We start from the raw sequence: 15,416 nt of genomic DNA on the forward strand, positions 1-15,416 counted from the left end.
ATGAGAAAGGAGCGATGCTTTTTGCAGTGGGCGGAAGTGAGCGTGGATACGTCGCACGAGGCGACGGATCTTGTGTCGGAAATCTTGCAGGAATTGGGCGCTGCGGGCGTGGTCATCGAAGATCCGGCGCTCTTGAACGAATACATTCGTTCGGGACTCTGGGACTATACGGATCTCAAGGAGAGCGAGGAGACGGAGGTCGTGCGCGTCAAGGCGTACTGGGCGCTCGACGAAGAGCTTGAGGGAAAGCTGCAGAATCTCAGCGAGCGATTGGCGTCTCTCGCGCAGCACGGCATCGACAAGGGCGCGGGCGCGGTGTCGTGGAAGGCGGTCGCCGACGAGGATTGGGCCGAGACGTGGAAGGAGTTCTTCCACACGGAAAAGATCGGCGCACGCACCGTCATCAAGCCGACATGGGAAGAATACGAAGCCGAGGCGGGGGAAATCGTCGCAGAGCTTGATCCGGGCGCGGCATTCGGCACGGGGCAGCACGCGACGACATCCCTGTGTATCCGTGCGCTCGAAGACCTCGTTCGGCCGGGCATGACGGTGTTCGATGTCGGCACAGGCTCGGGCGTGCTCGCCATCGTCGCGGCGAAGCTCGGCGCAAAGAGGGTCGAAGCCGTGGACTTCGATCCTGTCGCCGTGCGCGTCGCCCGCGAGAACGTGCGCCAGAACGGTGCAGAGGACGTCGTGCGCACGGAGCGAAGCGATCTTCTAAAGAGCGTTGCGGGCGAGGCGGATCTCATCATTGCGAACATCATCGCCGACATCATCGTGCGCCTTTTCGGCGAGGTGAAGGGATCTCTGGCGGCGGGCGGCACGATGCTCTTGTCGGGCATCATCGAGGATCGTCTGGCGGATGTCGTGGAAGCCGCAGTCCGGCATGGTTTTTCCGTTGCGAAGATCGAGCAGGAAAAGGGTTGGGCGGCCGTCATCGTCAAAGGGGGAGGAGCGCGATGAGGCGCGTCTTCTTAGAAGGCGAGATCGCGGACACGATGGAAGTGCGGGGCGCGGACGCGCACCATCTGCAGCGCGTCATGCGCGCCAAGCTCGGCGAGAAGCTCCTCGTTGCCGATGGTGCGGGCGGCTCGGCTGAGGCCGAGGTCGCGGGCTTTGCAGATGGCAGAGTGCAGCTTCGATTCGTCCGGCGACTGTCGGAAGCGGCGGAATCGCAGGCGGAAATCGAGCTTTTCCAGTGCCTGCCCAAGGGCGACCGCATGGACTTCATCGTGCAGAAGACGACGGAACTCGGCGTCGCGTGCATCCGTCCCGTGCTCAGTCAGAACGTCGTCGTGCGCTACGACGAAAAGAAGGCGCGTGCACGCGTGGAGCGCTGGCAGAAGATCGCAGCGGAGGCGGCGAAGCAGTGCGGGCGCACGCGCATCCCCGAGGTGATGCCGATCGTGCCCCTTCGCGCGGCGATGGAAGGGCAGGGGGCAGCGGAATATGCCCTGCGCCTTTTTTTCTACGAGATGGAAGAGCGGCGGGAGCTGCGCACGGTTCTTTCGGATTCAGAAGCGCGGCGCATCTTCATGCTCGTCGGGCCGGAGGGCGGCTTTGATGAGGCGGAGGCGCAGCTTGCAGTCGCGCACGGCTTTTCTGCCGTGACGCTTGGTCGGCGCATCCTGCGCGTCGATACGGCGGCGATCGTCGCGCTCGCGCTCGTGCAGTATGAAAAAGGAGATTTAGGTTTTGCCAAAAGCAGCATTGACGACCTTGGGCTGCAAGGTCAATCAGTTTGAAACGGAGACGATGGAGGGGCTTTTCCGGCAGCGCGGCTACGCTATCGTCCCCTTCGACGAGGCGGCGGACGTCTACGTCATCAATACATGCTCGGTCACGAGTCTCGGCGAGAAGAAGTCGCGCCAGCTCATCCGCCGTGCGCGCCGCCTGAACGAGCGAGCCGTCATCGCCGTGACGGGCTGCTACGCGCAGGTCGCACCCGAGGAGATCCGCTCGATCGAGGGCGTGCGCGTCGTGCTTGGCACGAAGGAGCGTGCGGCGATCGTCGATCACGTGGAGCGAGCGGCGCGTGAGGCGGGCGTCTTCGACGGCACGGGCGACATCATGCACGCCTCCGAGTTCGAGGACATCCCGCTTTTCGGTGCGCCCGCGAGAACGCGTGCTTTTCTGAAAATTGAGGAGGGCTGCGAGAATTTCTGCTCGTTTTGCATCATTCCCTACGCGCGCGGCCCCGTGCGCTCGCGCCTCTTGAAGAGCGTGCGGCGCGAGGCGGCGAAGCTCCTCGCCATGGGCTTCAAGGAGATCGTCCTGACGGGCATCCACCTCGGCTGCTACGGGCGCGACCTCGGCGATGTGACGCTTGCCGACGCCGTGCGCGCTGTTCTTTCCCTGCCGGGGCTCAAGCGTCTGCGCCTCGGCTCTTTGGAGTCGATCGAGCTGTCGGACGATCTGCTCGCACTCCTCGCGCAGGAGGAGCGCTTTGCCGGGCATCTTCATCTGCCGCTGCAGGCGGGATCGGATGAAGTGCTTCGCGCGATGAACCGTCACTACGATACGGCGAAGTTCGCCGCGCTCATCGAACGCGTCGAACGTGCCGTGCCCGGCGTCGCCATCTCGACGGACATCATCGTGGGCTTTCCGGGCGAGACGCAGGAGCTCTTCGAGGAAAGCCTTGCTTTCGTCGAGCGCATGAACTTCGCACGCATGCACGTATTCCCCTACTCGCCGCGCCGAGGCACGCCGGCGGCCGCGTTTGCCGCGCAGGTTCCCGAGGCGGAGAAGAAGGAGCGCGTGCATCGCATGCAGGCGCTCGCCGCAAAGAAGAGCGAGGCGTTTCACGCAGCCTTTCTCGGCACAGAGATGCCCGTTCTCTTCGAGACGGAGCGCGAGGGCGTCACGGACGGACTCACGGCGAACTACATCCGCGTCTATACGGATGCGCCCGTTCGGACGGGAGACATCCATGCGATGCGTCTCGTTCACCTTTATCGTGACGGCGTTTGGGGCGAGTTACTTGCGTTCCTCTGACTTTTGCTCTGCGAACTGCTCGGCGAGATCGTCGAGATACGCGGCAAGGCGCTCGCGGCTCTCCTCATGCGCGAGCTGCGCGATCATCGTCATGTGGTGTCTGAGATCGTGGCGCATACGGCGCGAGCTGCGCCAGAGGTCGAGCATCGTGTGATAGCGCGCTTCTTCGGACGTGCGAATCATCTGCTCGTGAAGCTGCTGCTGATGCAGTGCATTTCCCTCCTCTGCATAGCGCGTGAGGAGGGTGGACACGCGCAGATATTGGACGAGCGCGAGCGGGAGCAAGAGCCGCGCAGCGAGGATCGTCGGCTGCACCGACGTATTCGCCGGATCGGCGGCGACGGCGAGCGCGACGAGAATCACCTCGTAGCCGCTGAGATAGAGCCAGAGCCGCCGATCATCAACGGACAGCATCGGCATGAGCAAGTGGCGGATCGTATGCAGCGCGGCGGGCAGGACGAGGAGGAACATCATGGGGATGAGCAGGCATTTCCACAGCCCCGGCGGCAGTCCTGCGCCAAAGAAATGCTCCGTCATCGTGCCGAGCGTTCCCGCAAGCATCAGCAGCGGATAGACGAGCAGGGCGATGGATATTACCCGCAGCGGCTGGTCGCGGATCACGAGAAGCATATAGAAGAGAGCGAGCGGGCGGCAGAGAAGTGCGACGAGAGACATATCGAGCGGCAAAGACATCTGTGTGGCCTGTGTCAGCGCGAGCACGAGCATATAGCCGCAGACGACATAGATCCGCGCAAAGCGCAGCTGATCGTGAAAGACATAGAAAACGAGCAGGTCAAAGGGCGGCGCACACACGAGCGTGTAGAGCAGCCGAATCTCTGCGTCAGTCATGAGCGTTCCCCTCCCCGCAGTCGTCGGTAGGCATCGGCATGATATTTGCCGCTCTGTCCTGTGTCGCCCGCAGCACGATGGACACCGCGAAGAGATCGTCCTCCGGCGCAATCTCCATCGTGCCGTCATAGCGTGCAAGACTTGTGCGGATGCTCTCCATGCCGATGCCGCGCTCTGCGTTGCCGCGCTTCGACGAGAGCAGGTTGCCCGCCGCATCGTAGCGCAGCTCTCCGTCATAGCTGTTGTCCGCCGTCAGAAAGAGCGTGTCCCCTTGATGGACGAGCGCGAGCCGCAGGAGGCGCGGGGCATCGGGCGCGAGGCGTTCCAACGCCTCGGCGGCGTTGGCGAGCAGATTGCCGAGGATCGCCGTCAGATCGAGCGGGTCAATCGGGTTCTCTGCACCAACCTCAATGCGGTATGCCGTCTGTGCGCCGAGCCGTTCAAAGACCGGCTGCCAATAGCCGATGAGAATATTTACCGTCTCATTCCGACAGACGGGGGCATAGCGCGTATGAATTGCAGACGCAGCCGCGCCCATCAGCCGCTCGATGCCCGCAGCGTCCCCCCGTGCGAGCAGTTCCTGCGCCGCAGCGACCATCTCCGTGAACTGCATGCGAAACGCGCGTGTCGTGCGGTCATTTTCCTCCATCCGCGCTGCATTCTGGCGCGTGATTGCCGCCATCTCCGCCTCGCGTGCCACCTGTTCGCGCAGCACGCGCTGACGCAGCCGCGCATTCATGGCATAGAGCGCCAGACCGATGCAGCAGAAGCCGCCGACTGCCCCGCTCAGACGAACAAAGAGCGCCGTATGCGTGCGCAGGTCATTGAACGGCGAGAGCAGGATCGTGAGCACGAGAATCAGCCCGCCGAGCCACGCGAGCGGCGTCCACACCGCATCGAAGGAATCGTCCGCAAGGAGCGGCGCGGCGATCGTGCGCCCATAGTAGAGAAAAAGCGGCACAGCGATGGGCAGGCAGACAATCGTGCAAAGCCCCGAGAGCAGGAACGGCACATCAAAGAGCGGGTAGGCGTCCTCTACGGCATAGATCACCGTCTGCATGGCGAACCAAATGAGTCCCGGGGGGATGAGGATGCAGATCTGCTTGCCAATCGGCACGCGCGTCATCGCGAGCAGGTAGAAGAAGATGAAAAAGAGAAAAGGAAAGGCGATGCGCCGCGAAAACACCGTGACCGCCTCGATCTGGATGATCGCCTCGATCCCCGTGAGCAGGAGCAGCCCCGAAATGATCGGCAGCGGAGAAAAACGCAAGTAATGGCGAAAGATATAAAGACGGGTCAGATTGACGGGCAGGATGTGAACCGCCGTATAGAGAAGCGTTACCAGCGGTACGGCAAACGGATACTGCATGAGTTCGATCATCGGTGATAGCTGCATGAATCTTCTCCTATGTCAGAAATCCCGCACGCATCTTCTCCAGCATATAGGCGCGGTAGATGCGCTCGACCTCGCTTTTGCGGCGCGTGGCAATCGGCAGCAGCGTGCCGTCGGAGAGCAAAATGCCGTCCGAAGTCAGTTGATGGATCTCGTCCATATTGACCAGCAGACTGCGGTGACAGGAAAGGAACATCGGCATGGCATCGAGCAGCTCCCGTGCGCGGGCGAGCGTCATATAGGGGGAGAGCGTCGTGCCGTCCGTCAGATGAAACGAGCAGCGACGCCCGTCGGCATCGACATAGCGGATGTACTCGATCGGTATGCGCTGCTCCGTGTATTCGATCGTGAGCGGGATCGTCGGGCGCTCCTTCTTGAAAAAAGGCGTACGCGCCAATGCCTCGCGTACGCCCGCCTCCGTCACGGGCTTGATGAGGTAGTGCGCCGCCGTCACATCGAATGCCTCCACCGCGTGCTCGCGGCTCGTCGTCACGAAGATGATCGCGCAGTTCGCATTGAACGAGCGCAGAATCTGTGCCGTTTGGATGCCCGTGCGCTCCCCCAGATAGATATCGAGAAAGACGATGTCGGCGCGTACGGAGGACATGTACGCAAGGAACTTCTTGTCGTCCGTGAACGCGCGAATCACGGGGCGCGGCGTATGCTCGGCGCAGACGCTTTCGAGAAGCTCGCAAAGCCGATGCAGATCTTCTGGCAGATCGTCCAGTACAGCAATATTCATCGTATCACCTCCTCATCATATTCTAGGGAAATCCCTGCGGATTTGCAAGCATGGATTTCCCTCCTTTGCGTTCATACCATACTTTCGGCGTTTGTGACAACTTTTCTTGACCTTTCGTATAAATGTGAGAAAATAGAAAAGATAAGGTCTTTGGTCTTAATGAAAGAGATTATATAAGACAAAGGAGTGTCGCGCCTTTGTTTCATTTCTGTCTGTGCCGCCGGCGACAGCGGCAGAATGGGAGGATTATGAACGTACTGGAAAAAGCGCTTCATTGGAAGCATACGCAAAAGATCATCACCTTTGTCATCATCCTCAATGCCGCCGTATTGGGCGTATTGACGAATCGAACACTGTCCGCCGAAGAAGTCTTGTTTCTCGAAGCAGTCGACAAAGCCTGTCTGGTGATTTTCACCGTTGAGTTGATTGCAAAACTGCTCGTTTATCGGCGAAGTTTTTGGTCAGAGGGCTGGAACATCTTCGACTTCGTCATCGTCCTCAGCTCCATCGTCTTTATCTCCTCCAGCATTTCGGTCATTCGAGCCTTCCGTATCTTCCGACTGCTCAAGGCGCTCGCCGAGTTCCCCGAGCTGCAGATCCTCGTATCGTCCATGCTCAAGGCGATCCCCAGCATGACGTGGGCGCTTCTGCTGCTCTTCATCGTCTTCTATATCTTCGCGGTTTTCGGCAGTACGATGTACGGCGATGCGTTCCCCGAGCTGTTCGGCGACATCGGCGGCTCCATGTTCACGCTGTTCCAGGTCATGACCTTTGAATCGTGGGCGACGGCAGTGGCAAGGCCGATCATGGCGATGTACCCTTATGCGTGGCTATACTTTCTGGTATTCATTCTTCTCACCGCCATCACGCTCTTGAATGTCATGGTAGGCATCGTGGTAGAAGCCGTTGGCACCATCTCCGAAGCCGTCAAGCAGAAGCAGGCGGCGGAGGCGGCGGAGAACGCACCGCCCGAGGAGCGAAGAGCCGATGAAATCGAAGCCGAAATCCGTCAGCACCTCGCACAAATCGAAACATTGTTAGAGAAAAGAAAGGACGAAGCAATATGAAAACATCATCGAACAAGCACCTGCGCCGCACCATCCTCTGTGCCATCTTCGCGGGCGCACTCGCCGCCCCCTTTGCCGCGCAGACGGCATATGCGCTGCCCATCGAGGGGGCGAACGCCGCGACGAACAAGACCGAGGCAGACATCTCCACGAGCGGCGCGGTCATGGACATCGCGGGCAAGACCGCGCACAATATCCTCAAATGGGAGGACTTCTCCATCGAGCAGAACGAGAAGGTGCGCTTTGACGGCGGCGCAAAGACGCGCGACTATCTGAACCTCGTCACGGGCGAGGGCGCATCGAACATCTACGGCACGATCGAGGGCGGTCGGAACGTCTACCTCGTGAATCCGCACGGCATCCTCTTCGCCGCAGGGTCACAGGTGAATACGGGCGCACTCTACCTCTCGACGGCGAACCCCGCTGACATTGCCGCAGCGACGAACACATTCAAGACAAACGGCACAAGCCCCCTCTCTGCGACCGCGCAGACGGGCGACGTGCTGAACCTCGGTACGGTAAAGGCGAGCAAACTCTACATCGAGGGCAAGAACGTCAAAGTCCTCAACACGGATGCTGTCACGGACGCAAACGGCACGGCACTCACGGGGGCGAACGTCACGATCCGCAGCGAGGAAACGCCGCATATCGGCTACGATGTCGCCAATACCACGACGCGGAACTTTACCGTAAACGGCGCAACGGTCTCGAAGACGGTTTCCGACTACAAGAATGCGAACAACTCAAAATCTGCAACAGCACGCACATGGGATGTCAAGAACCTCGGCGGCGGGACGCATGGGGACTATGACTATATGCGCGTGCATAACGTCTACGAGCTGCAGCACATGGACGCGAATCAGATTGATGACGTGGATCCCGATAAGAGGAAGATCCTCGGCAGATATATGCTCGCGGATGACATCGCGGCAAGCGAGACAAAGGACTGGGATGGGGGCTTTCAGCCGATTGGCGATGTTACCAGAGGGACCTTTAGGGGACGATTTGACGGCGTAGGGCACACGATCACGGGGCTTACCATTAAGTTACCGACCGATACTGCCGGGCAGGTTTCTCGCGGGATGTTTGGATACATCGAGGATCACGCGTGCATCGAGAATGTCTCCCTGAAGGACGCCTCCGTGTCGGGAGTGAAGGATGTCGGCGGCATTGTGGGAACTGCAAAATGGTCTACCATACGGAACGTCTCCTTCAGTGGTAAGGTCTATGGAAGCGATACCGTGGTCGGCGGCATTGTGGGAGAGCTAAATAAGAGTACCCTTGAGAACGCCTACCATGAGGGCACAGTCGAAGGGAACAAGGCTGTCGGCGGCATTGCGGGATTTGTGTTTGGCGACTCCACCGTTCAGAATGTCCGGAATGCGGGCAAGGTCTTGGGAAATGAGATACTCGGCGGCATTGCGGGATCGGTAGCGTGGGGCAGCCGCGTTCGGAACGCCGTGCAGACGGGAGATGTGGAGCAAAGAACGGGACAGGGGGATCCGACCGTCGGCGGCGTTGTGGGAGATTTGAACGATGCTACGGTCAGCCATGCCGTATGGAAGGAGGGCAGTGTAAAGGATGGGAATGGCGCTCTGATCCGGAAGGGCGTCGGCAAAGAGCTGGGAAATACTACAGTGAGCGATGTCAAAGAGCACAGTCTGGACGATATGAAGAAGGCGGCGACATACGCGGGATGGGGCAGCGACGTTGCCACCGAGGGCGGCAAGAGGACGCCGTGGCGCATCTACGACGGCAAGACCATGCCGCTGCTCACGGCATTCCTCAAGACGAAGCATCTTGCAAACCGCGAAAAGGTCTACGACGGCACGGCGCCGACCATCACGGGTATCGCCCCCGGTATCACATGGACGACAGGGAAGGATGCCGGCACATATCATGCCTACAGCGAGCAGTATGACATCGTCGGCGGCGCGTACACGGTCAAGCCGAAGGAGCTGACGCTCAACTTTACGAACGGCACGCGCTTTGACAAGACCTATGACGGGGGGAGCGATACCGCCGCGCGGACGCTCACGAAGGGGCGGCACTATGGTCTCACGGGCTTTGTCGCGGGCGATGGCACCGATGTCGAACTGGCGGGTGCCGTCACGGGCAAGTATGCGGACAAGAACGCAGGCAAGGATAAGGAAGTGACGTTCCAAAATCTCGCGCTCACAGGCACAGGTGCGAAGAACTATACCATCAAAAAGGCGCAGGGCGTGGGGACAATCACGCCGAAGCAGCTGACGCTCAACCTCGTGGGCGGCACGCGCTTTAATAAGACCTACGACGGCAATGCAAACGTCACGCAGACGCTCACGAAGGGGACGAACTATACCCTCACGGGCTTTGTCACGGGCGAGGGCACGGGCATCGCACTCGGTTCTTCTGCAGGCACATACAGCGACAAGAATGCCGCCGCAGACAAAACCGTCACGTTTAACGGGCTGACGCTCACGGGCACGGGCGCGGGCAACTACACGCTCGACAAGACTGCGCTCACGGGCATCGGCACGATCGCGCGGCGTGCGCTGACCCTCGGCGCAGTCGCGGCACAGACAAAGACCTACGACGGTACGACCGACGCAGACACGTCGAAGTTCGGCGCGGTACTGAACAATGCCATCGCGGGTGACAAGGTGACGGCGACCGCCACGGGTGCGGCGTACAACGACAAGAACGTCGCCGGGGCGAATCGCATCGACTACACGGGTGTCGGTCTCGCGGGTGCGGATGCCGGGAACTACACGCTTGCCGCGACCACGGCACAGGGCGCGGGCACGATCTCGCGGCGCGAACTGACCGTTGGTACCGTCGGGGCGCAGAGCAAGACCTACGACGGCAATACCTCCGCAGACACGTCGAAGTTCCAAGCGAAGCTGAATAATCTCGTCGCGGGCGAGGAAGGCAGCGTGACGGCGACCGCCGGCGGCGCGACCTACAACGACAAGAACGTCGCTGCGGCAAACAAGGTCACCTACACGGGGCTTGCGCTCACAGGCACGGGCGCGGGGAACTACAGTCTCGCCGCGACGACGGCAGAGGGGAAGGGCACGATCACGCGGCGCACGCTGACCGTTGGCACAGTCGCGGGGCAGACGAAGATCTATGACGGCAAGACAGACGCAGACGCATCGAAGTTCCGCGCGACGCTCGGAAATGTCGTCACGGGCGAGGAAAACAGCGTGACCGCGACCGCCACGGGCGCGGCGTACAACGATAAGAACGTCGCGGGGGCAAACACCGTGAACTATACGGGCGTCGCGCTCACGGGTACGGGCGCTGGGAACTATGCTGTCGCCGATACGGCGCAGGGCGCGGGTACGATCACAAAGCGTGCGCTGACGCTTGGCGAAGTCACAGCGCAGACAAAGACCTACGACGGCACAACCTCCGCCGACGCATCGAAGTTCCGCGCGACGCTCGGCAATACCGTCGCGGGGGATAATGTCACCGCCGCCGCCGCCACTGCGACCTACAACGACAAGAACGTCGCTGCGGCGAATCGCATTGACTACACAGGCGTCGCCCTCGCGGGTGCGGATGCGGGCAACTACAGTCTCGCCGCGACGACGGCGCAGGGTACAGGTACGATTGCAAAGCGCACGCTGACCGTTGGCGCGGTCACGGCGCAGACAAAGACCTACGACGGCACGACCTCGGCAAAGGCATCGGAGTTCCAAGCGACGCTCGAAAATGTCGTCTCGGGCGAAGAAAACAGCGTCACCGCGACCGCTGCGGGCGCGGCGTACAACGACAAAAACGTCGCCAAGGCAAGCAAGGTCAACTACACAGGCGTCAAGCTCACAGGCACGGGCGCGGGGAACTATACCATTGCTGAAACGGCGCAGGGGGCGGGCACGATCACGAAGCGCACGCTGACCGTTGATACAGTCGAGTCGCAGACGAAGACCTACGACGGCACGACCGCAGCTGACGCATCGCAGTTCCATGCGGCGCTGAACAATGTCGTTGCGGGTGAAAGCGTTACAGCCGCCGCCGCAGGTGCAGCCTACAACGACAAGAACGTCGCTCGGGCAAATCGCGTTGACTACACGGGCGTCGCCCTCCGTGGTGCGGATGCAGGAAACTACAGCATCGCCGACACCGCGCAGGGCGCGGGCAGGATCACGCATCGCGACCTCACGCTGACCGCCGACGCGGCGAGTGTCACGCAGGGAGAGCCGCTGCCTGCTTTCAAGGGACGCGCGGAAGGCTTCGCCGACGGTGAAGACGCATCCGTATTCGGTGCGGACGGCTTGACGTTTGAGAGTACAGTGAAGGATACCGAAACGCCCGGCAGCTACGGTGTCACAGGGCGCGTCGGCGGCGTCACGGACGGCGTCCTCGGCAACTACCGCATCCGACAGGCGGCAGACAACGCGACTGCTTTCACTGTCAATGCCATGCCGACCATAGGCGGCATCCTTGCCGCACTCGTGCAGGATGCTGCGCCGCGCTTCGACTTCGGCTTCGGCGACACCGTCTACCTCTACGGTGCACCGCGTCCCATCCGCGCCGCAACGCTCGGACTCTATCGCTTCGATGCGGAGCGTGCCTTCGAAATTCAGGGCTTGCGTCTTTGATGGCGCATACCCGTGCTTCGTAAGGAAACACTGATAAAATGAAGTCGCCCAGATTTGCATAGATGCGCTGTATCTATCGAGGAGACAAACCACAGGCGTAGCGGTGCTACGTCGAGGATTTGTCGACGACGAGAGGACAGCACAGATATGTGAAGATGGGTGGCTGAATTTATCAGTGATTCCTTAAATCTTTGTGAAAAGGAGTCTTTCCGTTGAAGATGAAAGCAAAACACTTGCACCTCAAACTTACGCTGCCCCTTGCGGCGGCGCTTCTCCTGCCGGGCACAGCCTTCGCCGCGACGAACCTGCCGCCATCCGATGCGCACCTGCCCGAAAAGGCGCAGGAAAACGCGCTCGAAAGCCGCCTGCCGAACCATGCAGGCGGCAGCAAGGCGATGATGCCTTTTCGCCTCTCGCGCATCGACGTCGAGCAGGACGGCACGCAGCTCTTGGAAAAAGCCATTGAAGAACGGACGGCGTCCTACCTTCGCCGCGACATCTCCGAGCTCGATGTCAACGACCTGCTCGCCGAACTTACCGACTACGCGCGCAGCCACGGCTACCCTGCGGCAGCCGCCTACCTGCCGGCGCAGTCGAATGCGGACGGCACGCTCACCATCCGCATCCTCGCCGGACGCTACGGCAAAATCACCGTCGAAAACAGCGCCGCCATCAGCGACGCGAAAATCGAGCGGCTCGCCCATGCACTCAAAGAAGGCGCACCCATCGAAGGCAAGCCCTTGGAAACCGCTCTCTACAACATCGCCGCCCTCGGCGGCATCGAAGCGGCAGGGCTTCTCTCGCCGGGCACAACCTTCGGCACGGGCGACCTCACGATCCGCGTCAAGGACGGCAAGCGCCGGAGCTATGTCCTCTACAGCGAAAACTACGGCAGCGAACCTTCGGGCCGCTACCGCTTCGGTCTGCAAGGGAGCTTTGAAAACCTCACGAAGAGCGGCGACCGTCTGAACCTGGGGCTGACCCTCTCCAACAAAGACCTGCACAACTACAGCCTCAGCTACAGCCACCCCGTCGGCGCCGACGGCACCACGCTCGGCATTGGCGTCAGCCGCATGGACTACGAGCTGTCGGGAGCTTTCCGCCGTCTCGGTGCAGAAGGCACGGCGGACACCTTGAGCCTCTTCGGCACGACGCCGCTCTGGCGCACGGCGCAAAGCTCGCTCGCCGTCACCTACGGCTGGGACTGGCGCAGGCTCAAGGACGAGTACAAGAAGATCGGCATGGAGCTTGAAAAGCACAGCAGCACCTTCCATCTCGGCATCAAAGGGGCAGAGCGTCAATATCGCACCTCGTGGAGCTACGACCTCACGGGCTACTTCGGACATCTCGGTGCGGACTCTGACTGGGCGCGTCGGCAGATGAAGCGTGCGGGTACGGAAGGCAGCTTCACGAAAGCCGTGCTGAACCTCAACCTGCGCCACGAGATCAGCGACCGCTGGAACATCAGCCTCAAGGCGCAGGCGCAGAAAGCCGGAACGAACCTCGACAGCTCGGAAGAAATCTACCTCGGCGGAGCGAACGGCGTACGCGCCTACCCGCAGGGCGAAGCCTCGGGCGACAACGGCTATTTGGGCAGCATTGAGCTTTCGTACCGTACGGACGTGCCGAATCTCGTCCTCAGCACCTACTTCGACATGGGTCGCGTGCAGTACGCCAACGACGGAAAAGACGGCAGCGAAACCCTCAAAGGCTGGGGCATCGGCATCTCTTACAGCCGCCCCGGCGACTACTTCCTGCGCCTCGACTGGGCGCGCCGCATCGGCCTTGCCAATAACGCGAGCGACGACGCCAAGGCAAAGAACCGCCTGTGGTTCATGGTCGGCAAGGTCTGGTAAGAGAAAAGCAAAAGAGCGTGATACATAAAAGCAGCTGAGAGCACACAATTCGGCTGCAAAAACAAGCGAAATGACAGCCGACAGACAGCAGCCCCCGTCTCTTTGAAAGAGACGGGGGCTGCTTGTTTAAGGTTTTCTGCGAGGAGAGGATCATGAAAGAAAAGGTTTTGGTGGCATGAAGTATTCAGATCGACAAAGGGTTCAGAAGATATATGACTATGCCGTTCGCTTGCAGGAATATATTCTAGAAAACCGCATTAAAAAGAGGCGTTACTGACACAGTTACCGTTACAATTTTAGTTTATCACAACATAAATGAACAGCTTATTCATCGAATATATCTGCATGAGTTCCAGTTTCGACAAGGGTCAAGGTTAGGATGTCATTTTCAACGAGGTACACCAATAACCAATCAGGTTGAACATGGCACTCGCGAAACCCCGCCCAATTTCCATGGAGTTCGTGGTCACGGTATTTGGCATTTAGCTTATGTCCCTGTCTCAATACCTCGATAACATCATCTAATAGTTTGAGATTCAAACCGCGTTTTTTGGCACGCTTGTAACTTTTCTTATAAGCGCTGGTGAATTTGATGCGATAAGTCATTCTTCCAATGCCCTCTTCAAGTCGTCCATATTGTCGTAGCCGGGAACATTAGGGTCGCGGGAGATTCTTCTTGCTTCTTCCATAGCGGCCAAAGTGCTTTGCTTATAACGCGGCATTTCGATAGAAAAAGGGATGCCTCCACGAAGAACGCATTGATGCAGAAACATATTAACGGCACCAGACATATCCAAGCCCAGCCCAGAAAACAAAATTCCGGCCTGTTCTTTTATATTACGGTCAATTCTTATTTGAGTAGGGACAGTTGACATGATGGTCACACTCCTTCCTTTTAGAAAAAGTATATCTTGTTTGGTTTACGATGTAAAGCAAAATTCTTATTCATGACTGGGGATGGGGATGTAAAATCTCCAAAACTGCACTTGTCAACAAAAACTGGACACAAAAATTCCAAAAATGGTCATAAAAAAGCTAAATGCTAGACAAACCCTATCGAAGAGTTAGACAACCGTTGAAAACGGAGCGTTTCTTCCCAATCTTTTCTCTGGCGGCAGGTTTTTCGCCATGAAAGTCGAATAATGGTGATAAGGATGAAGGATTACAGTGATTTTTGAAGGGAGGTGGAAAAGATGGCAGACTGCATTTTTTGCCGCATCGCGGCGAAGGAGATTCCCGCGACAGCGGTTTATGAGGATGATTCCGTCATCGCCTTCAAGGATCTTGAGCCGCAGGCGCCCGTGCATGTACTCATCATTCCGAAGAAGCATATCAAGAGTCTGCTCGGCTTGACGCAGGAAGACAGGGCACTCGTCGCGCACATCCATGTCGATGTCGTGCCGCAGCTCGCAAAGGAGCTGGGCCTTGCGGAAAAAGGCTTCCGCGTCGTCGTCAATACGGGCGAGGAGGGTGGACAGACCGTCGGGCATCTGCATTTTCATCTCTTAGGCGGACGATCCATGCAATGGCCGCCCGGTTGATGGTTGACCCCGAAAAGGAAATCATGTATAATGATAAGGTGCACGATGCAGTGTTGGCAATTATTTTATGCGCCCGCCTTCCCGTGCGCCCCAAATCTAGTGGAGGGGGGGAAGAACAATGGCAAATGAGGTCAAAGTAGGAAAGAACGAAACGATCGACAGTGCTCTCCGCAGATTCAAGCGTACCTGCCAGAAGGCTGGTACTTTGGCAGAAGTTAGGAAACGTGAACATTACGAGAAACCGAGCGTCAAGCGCAAGAAGAAGTCCGAGGCGGCTCGTAAGCGCAAGTTCCGCGCATGATGATTCGTGATGGAAGCGTGTGAGAGAAGCTGAAACAAAAATCCGCAAAGCTTATGCTCTGCGGATTTTTTTCGTGCATTGAAT

Annotated in this window: 13 protein-coding genes; 8 read left to right on the forward strand and 5 right to left on the reverse strand. The window is 59.2% G+C overall.

Annotation, left to right across the window (positions count from 1 at the left end; all coding sequences use genetic code 11):
- The 3 genes from prmA to mtaB are packed head-to-tail and all read left to right on the forward strand — an operon-like array spanning window position 1 to window position 2,994.
- Window positions 1-963: a 50S ribosomal protein L11 methyltransferase gene (gene prmA, locus SELSP_RS02905; protein WP_006193411.1), complete on the forward strand. Its 963-nt coding sequence runs from the start codon at window positions 1-3 to the stop codon at window positions 961-963.
- Window positions 960-1,745, forward strand: coding sequence for a 16S rRNA (uracil(1498)-N(3))-methyltransferase (locus SELSP_RS02910; protein ID WP_006193410.1), 786 nt, complete (start codon window positions 960-962; stop codon window positions 1,743-1,745). The genes prmA and SELSP_RS02910 overlap by 4 nt, the downstream gene beginning before the upstream one ends.
- On the forward strand, window positions 1,696-2,994 hold the full coding sequence (mtaB, locus tag SELSP_RS02915) for a tRNA (N(6)-L-threonylcarbamoyladenosine(37)-C(2))-methylthiotransferase MtaB (RefSeq protein ID WP_013740627.1): 1,299 nt from the start codon (window positions 1,696-1,698) through the stop codon (window positions 2,992-2,994). The genes SELSP_RS02910 and mtaB overlap by 50 nt, the downstream gene beginning before the upstream one ends.
- On the opposite strand, the gene SELSP_RS02920 is transcribed toward mtaB, so the two are convergent.
- From SELSP_RS02920 to SELSP_RS02930, 3 genes are read right to left on the reverse strand one after another with little or no spacing between them, the layout of a single operon-like run.
- Window positions 2,977-3,843 (reverse strand): hypothetical protein, encoded by an 867-nt coding sequence (locus SELSP_RS02920; protein ID WP_006193408.1) that lies wholly within the window; start codon window positions 3,841-3,843, stop codon window positions 2,977-2,979. The two genes, mtaB and SELSP_RS02920, sit on opposite strands and share 18 nt — an antisense overlap.
- A complete protein-coding gene (locus SELSP_RS02925; RefSeq protein ID WP_013740628.1) occupies window positions 3,836-5,239 on the reverse strand; it encodes an ATP-binding protein in 1,404 nt (467 codons plus the stop codon). Before SELSP_RS02925 ends, SELSP_RS02920 begins: the two co-directional genes overlap by 8 nt.
- Window positions 5,240-5,249: 10 nt before the next feature.
- Window positions 5,250-5,978 carry a LytR/AlgR family response regulator transcription factor gene (locus tag SELSP_RS02930; protein WP_013740629.1) on the reverse strand — a complete coding sequence of 243 codons (729 nt, stop codon included), beginning with the start codon at window positions 5,976-5,978 and terminating at the stop codon, window positions 5,250-5,252.
- A gap of 248 nt (window positions 5,979-6,226) precedes the next feature.
- Between SELSP_RS02930 and SELSP_RS02935 the strand changes: the two genes are divergently transcribed.
- The 3 genes from SELSP_RS02935 (at window position 6,227) to SELSP_RS02945 (ending at window position 13,490) form a co-directional block, all read left to right on the forward strand.
- A complete protein-coding gene (locus tag SELSP_RS02935; protein ID WP_006193404.1) occupies window positions 6,227-7,045 on the forward strand; it encodes an ion transporter in 819 nt (272 codons plus the stop codon).
- Window positions 7,042-11,634, forward strand: a complete 4,593-nt coding sequence (locus SELSP_RS02940; protein ID WP_006193403.1) for a YDG domain-containing protein — start codon at window positions 7,042-7,044, stop codon at window positions 11,632-11,634. Before SELSP_RS02935 ends, SELSP_RS02940 begins: the two co-directional genes overlap by 4 nt.
- 218 nt (window positions 11,635-11,852) lie before the next feature.
- Window positions 11,853-13,490: a ShlB/FhaC/HecB family hemolysin secretion/activation protein gene (locus tag SELSP_RS02945; protein ID WP_006193401.1), complete on the forward strand. Its 1,638-nt coding sequence runs from the start codon at window positions 11,853-11,855 to the stop codon at window positions 13,488-13,490.
- A 324-nt stretch (window positions 13,491-13,814) separates the two neighbouring features.
- On the opposite strand, the gene SELSP_RS02950 is transcribed toward SELSP_RS02945, so the two are convergent.
- Window positions 13,815-14,096 carry a type II toxin-antitoxin system YafQ family toxin gene (locus SELSP_RS02950; protein WP_006193400.1) on the reverse strand — a complete coding sequence of 94 codons (282 nt, stop codon included), beginning with the start codon at window positions 14,094-14,096 and terminating at the stop codon, window positions 13,815-13,817.
- Complete coding sequence (locus tag SELSP_RS02955; RefSeq protein ID WP_006193399.1) at window positions 14,093-14,365, reverse strand: type II toxin-antitoxin system RelB/DinJ family antitoxin; 273 nt, start codon at window positions 14,363-14,365, stop codon at window positions 14,093-14,095. Before SELSP_RS02955 ends, SELSP_RS02950 begins: the two co-directional genes overlap by 4 nt.
- Before the next feature lie 318 nt (window positions 14,366-14,683).
- Here SELSP_RS02955 and SELSP_RS02960 point away from each other — a divergent pair, with 318 nt between their 5' ends.
- Together SELSP_RS02960 and rpsU are read left to right on the forward strand one after the other, a co-directional pair.
- Window positions 14,684-15,031: a histidine triad nucleotide-binding protein gene (locus SELSP_RS02960; protein ID WP_006193397.1), complete on the forward strand. Its 348-nt coding sequence runs from the start codon at window positions 14,684-14,686 to the stop codon at window positions 15,029-15,031.
- A 118-nt stretch (window positions 15,032-15,149) separates the two neighbouring features.
- On the forward strand, window positions 15,150-15,332 hold the full coding sequence (gene rpsU / locus SELSP_RS02965; RefSeq protein WP_006193396.1) for a 30S ribosomal protein S21: 183 nt from the start codon (window positions 15,150-15,152) through the stop codon (window positions 15,330-15,332).
- Window positions 15,333-15,416 lie beyond the last annotated feature (84 nt).

It is taken from the genome of Selenomonas sputigena ATCC 35185 (genome assembly GCF_000208405.1).
Lineage (GTDB): Bacteria > Bacillota > Negativicutes > Selenomonadales > Selenomonadaceae > Selenomonas > Selenomonas sputigena.

Bases quoted from the DNA above. Each gene is read 5' to 3' on its own strand.
- SELSP_RS02930 (WP_013740629.1), bottom strand. From the start codon at position 5,978: ATGAATATTGCTGTACTGGACGATCTGCCAGAAGATCTGCATCGGCTT.
- SELSP_RS02935 (WP_006193404.1), top strand. From the start codon at position 6,227: ATGAACGTACTGGAAAAAGCGCTTCATTGGAAGCATACGCAAAAGATC.
- prmA (WP_006193411.1), top strand. From the start codon at position 1: ATGAGAAAGGAGCGATGCTTTTTGCAGTGGGCGGAAGTGAGCGTGGAT.
- SELSP_RS02955 (WP_006193399.1), bottom strand. From the start codon at position 14,365: ATGTCAACTGTCCCTACTCAAATAAGAATTGACCGTAATATAAAAGAA.
- SELSP_RS02950 (WP_006193400.1), bottom strand. From the start codon at position 14,096: ATGACTTATCGCATCAAATTCACCAGCGCTTATAAGAAAAGTTACAAG.
- SELSP_RS02960 (WP_006193397.1), top strand. From the start codon at position 14,684: ATGGCAGACTGCATTTTTTGCCGCATCGCGGCGAAGGAGATTCCCGCG.
- SELSP_RS02945 (WP_006193401.1), top strand. From the start codon at position 11,853: ATGAAAGCAAAACACTTGCACCTCAAACTTACGCTGCCCCTTGCGGCG.
- SELSP_RS02940 (WP_006193403.1), top strand. From the start codon at position 7,042: ATGAAAACATCATCGAACAAGCACCTGCGCCGCACCATCCTCTGTGCC.
- rpsU (WP_006193396.1), top strand. From the start codon at position 15,150: ATGGCAAATGAGGTCAAAGTAGGAAAGAACGAAACGATCGACAGTGCT.
- SELSP_RS02910 (WP_006193410.1), top strand. From the start codon at position 960: ATGAGGCGCGTCTTCTTAGAAGGCGAGATCGCGGACACGATGGAAGTG.
- SELSP_RS02920 (WP_006193408.1), bottom strand. From the start codon at position 3,843: ATGACTGACGCAGAGATTCGGCTGCTCTACACGCTCGTGTGTGCGCCG.
- SELSP_RS02925 (WP_013740628.1), bottom strand. From the start codon at position 5,239: ATGCAGCTATCACCGATGATCGAACTCATGCAGTATCCGTTTGCCGTA.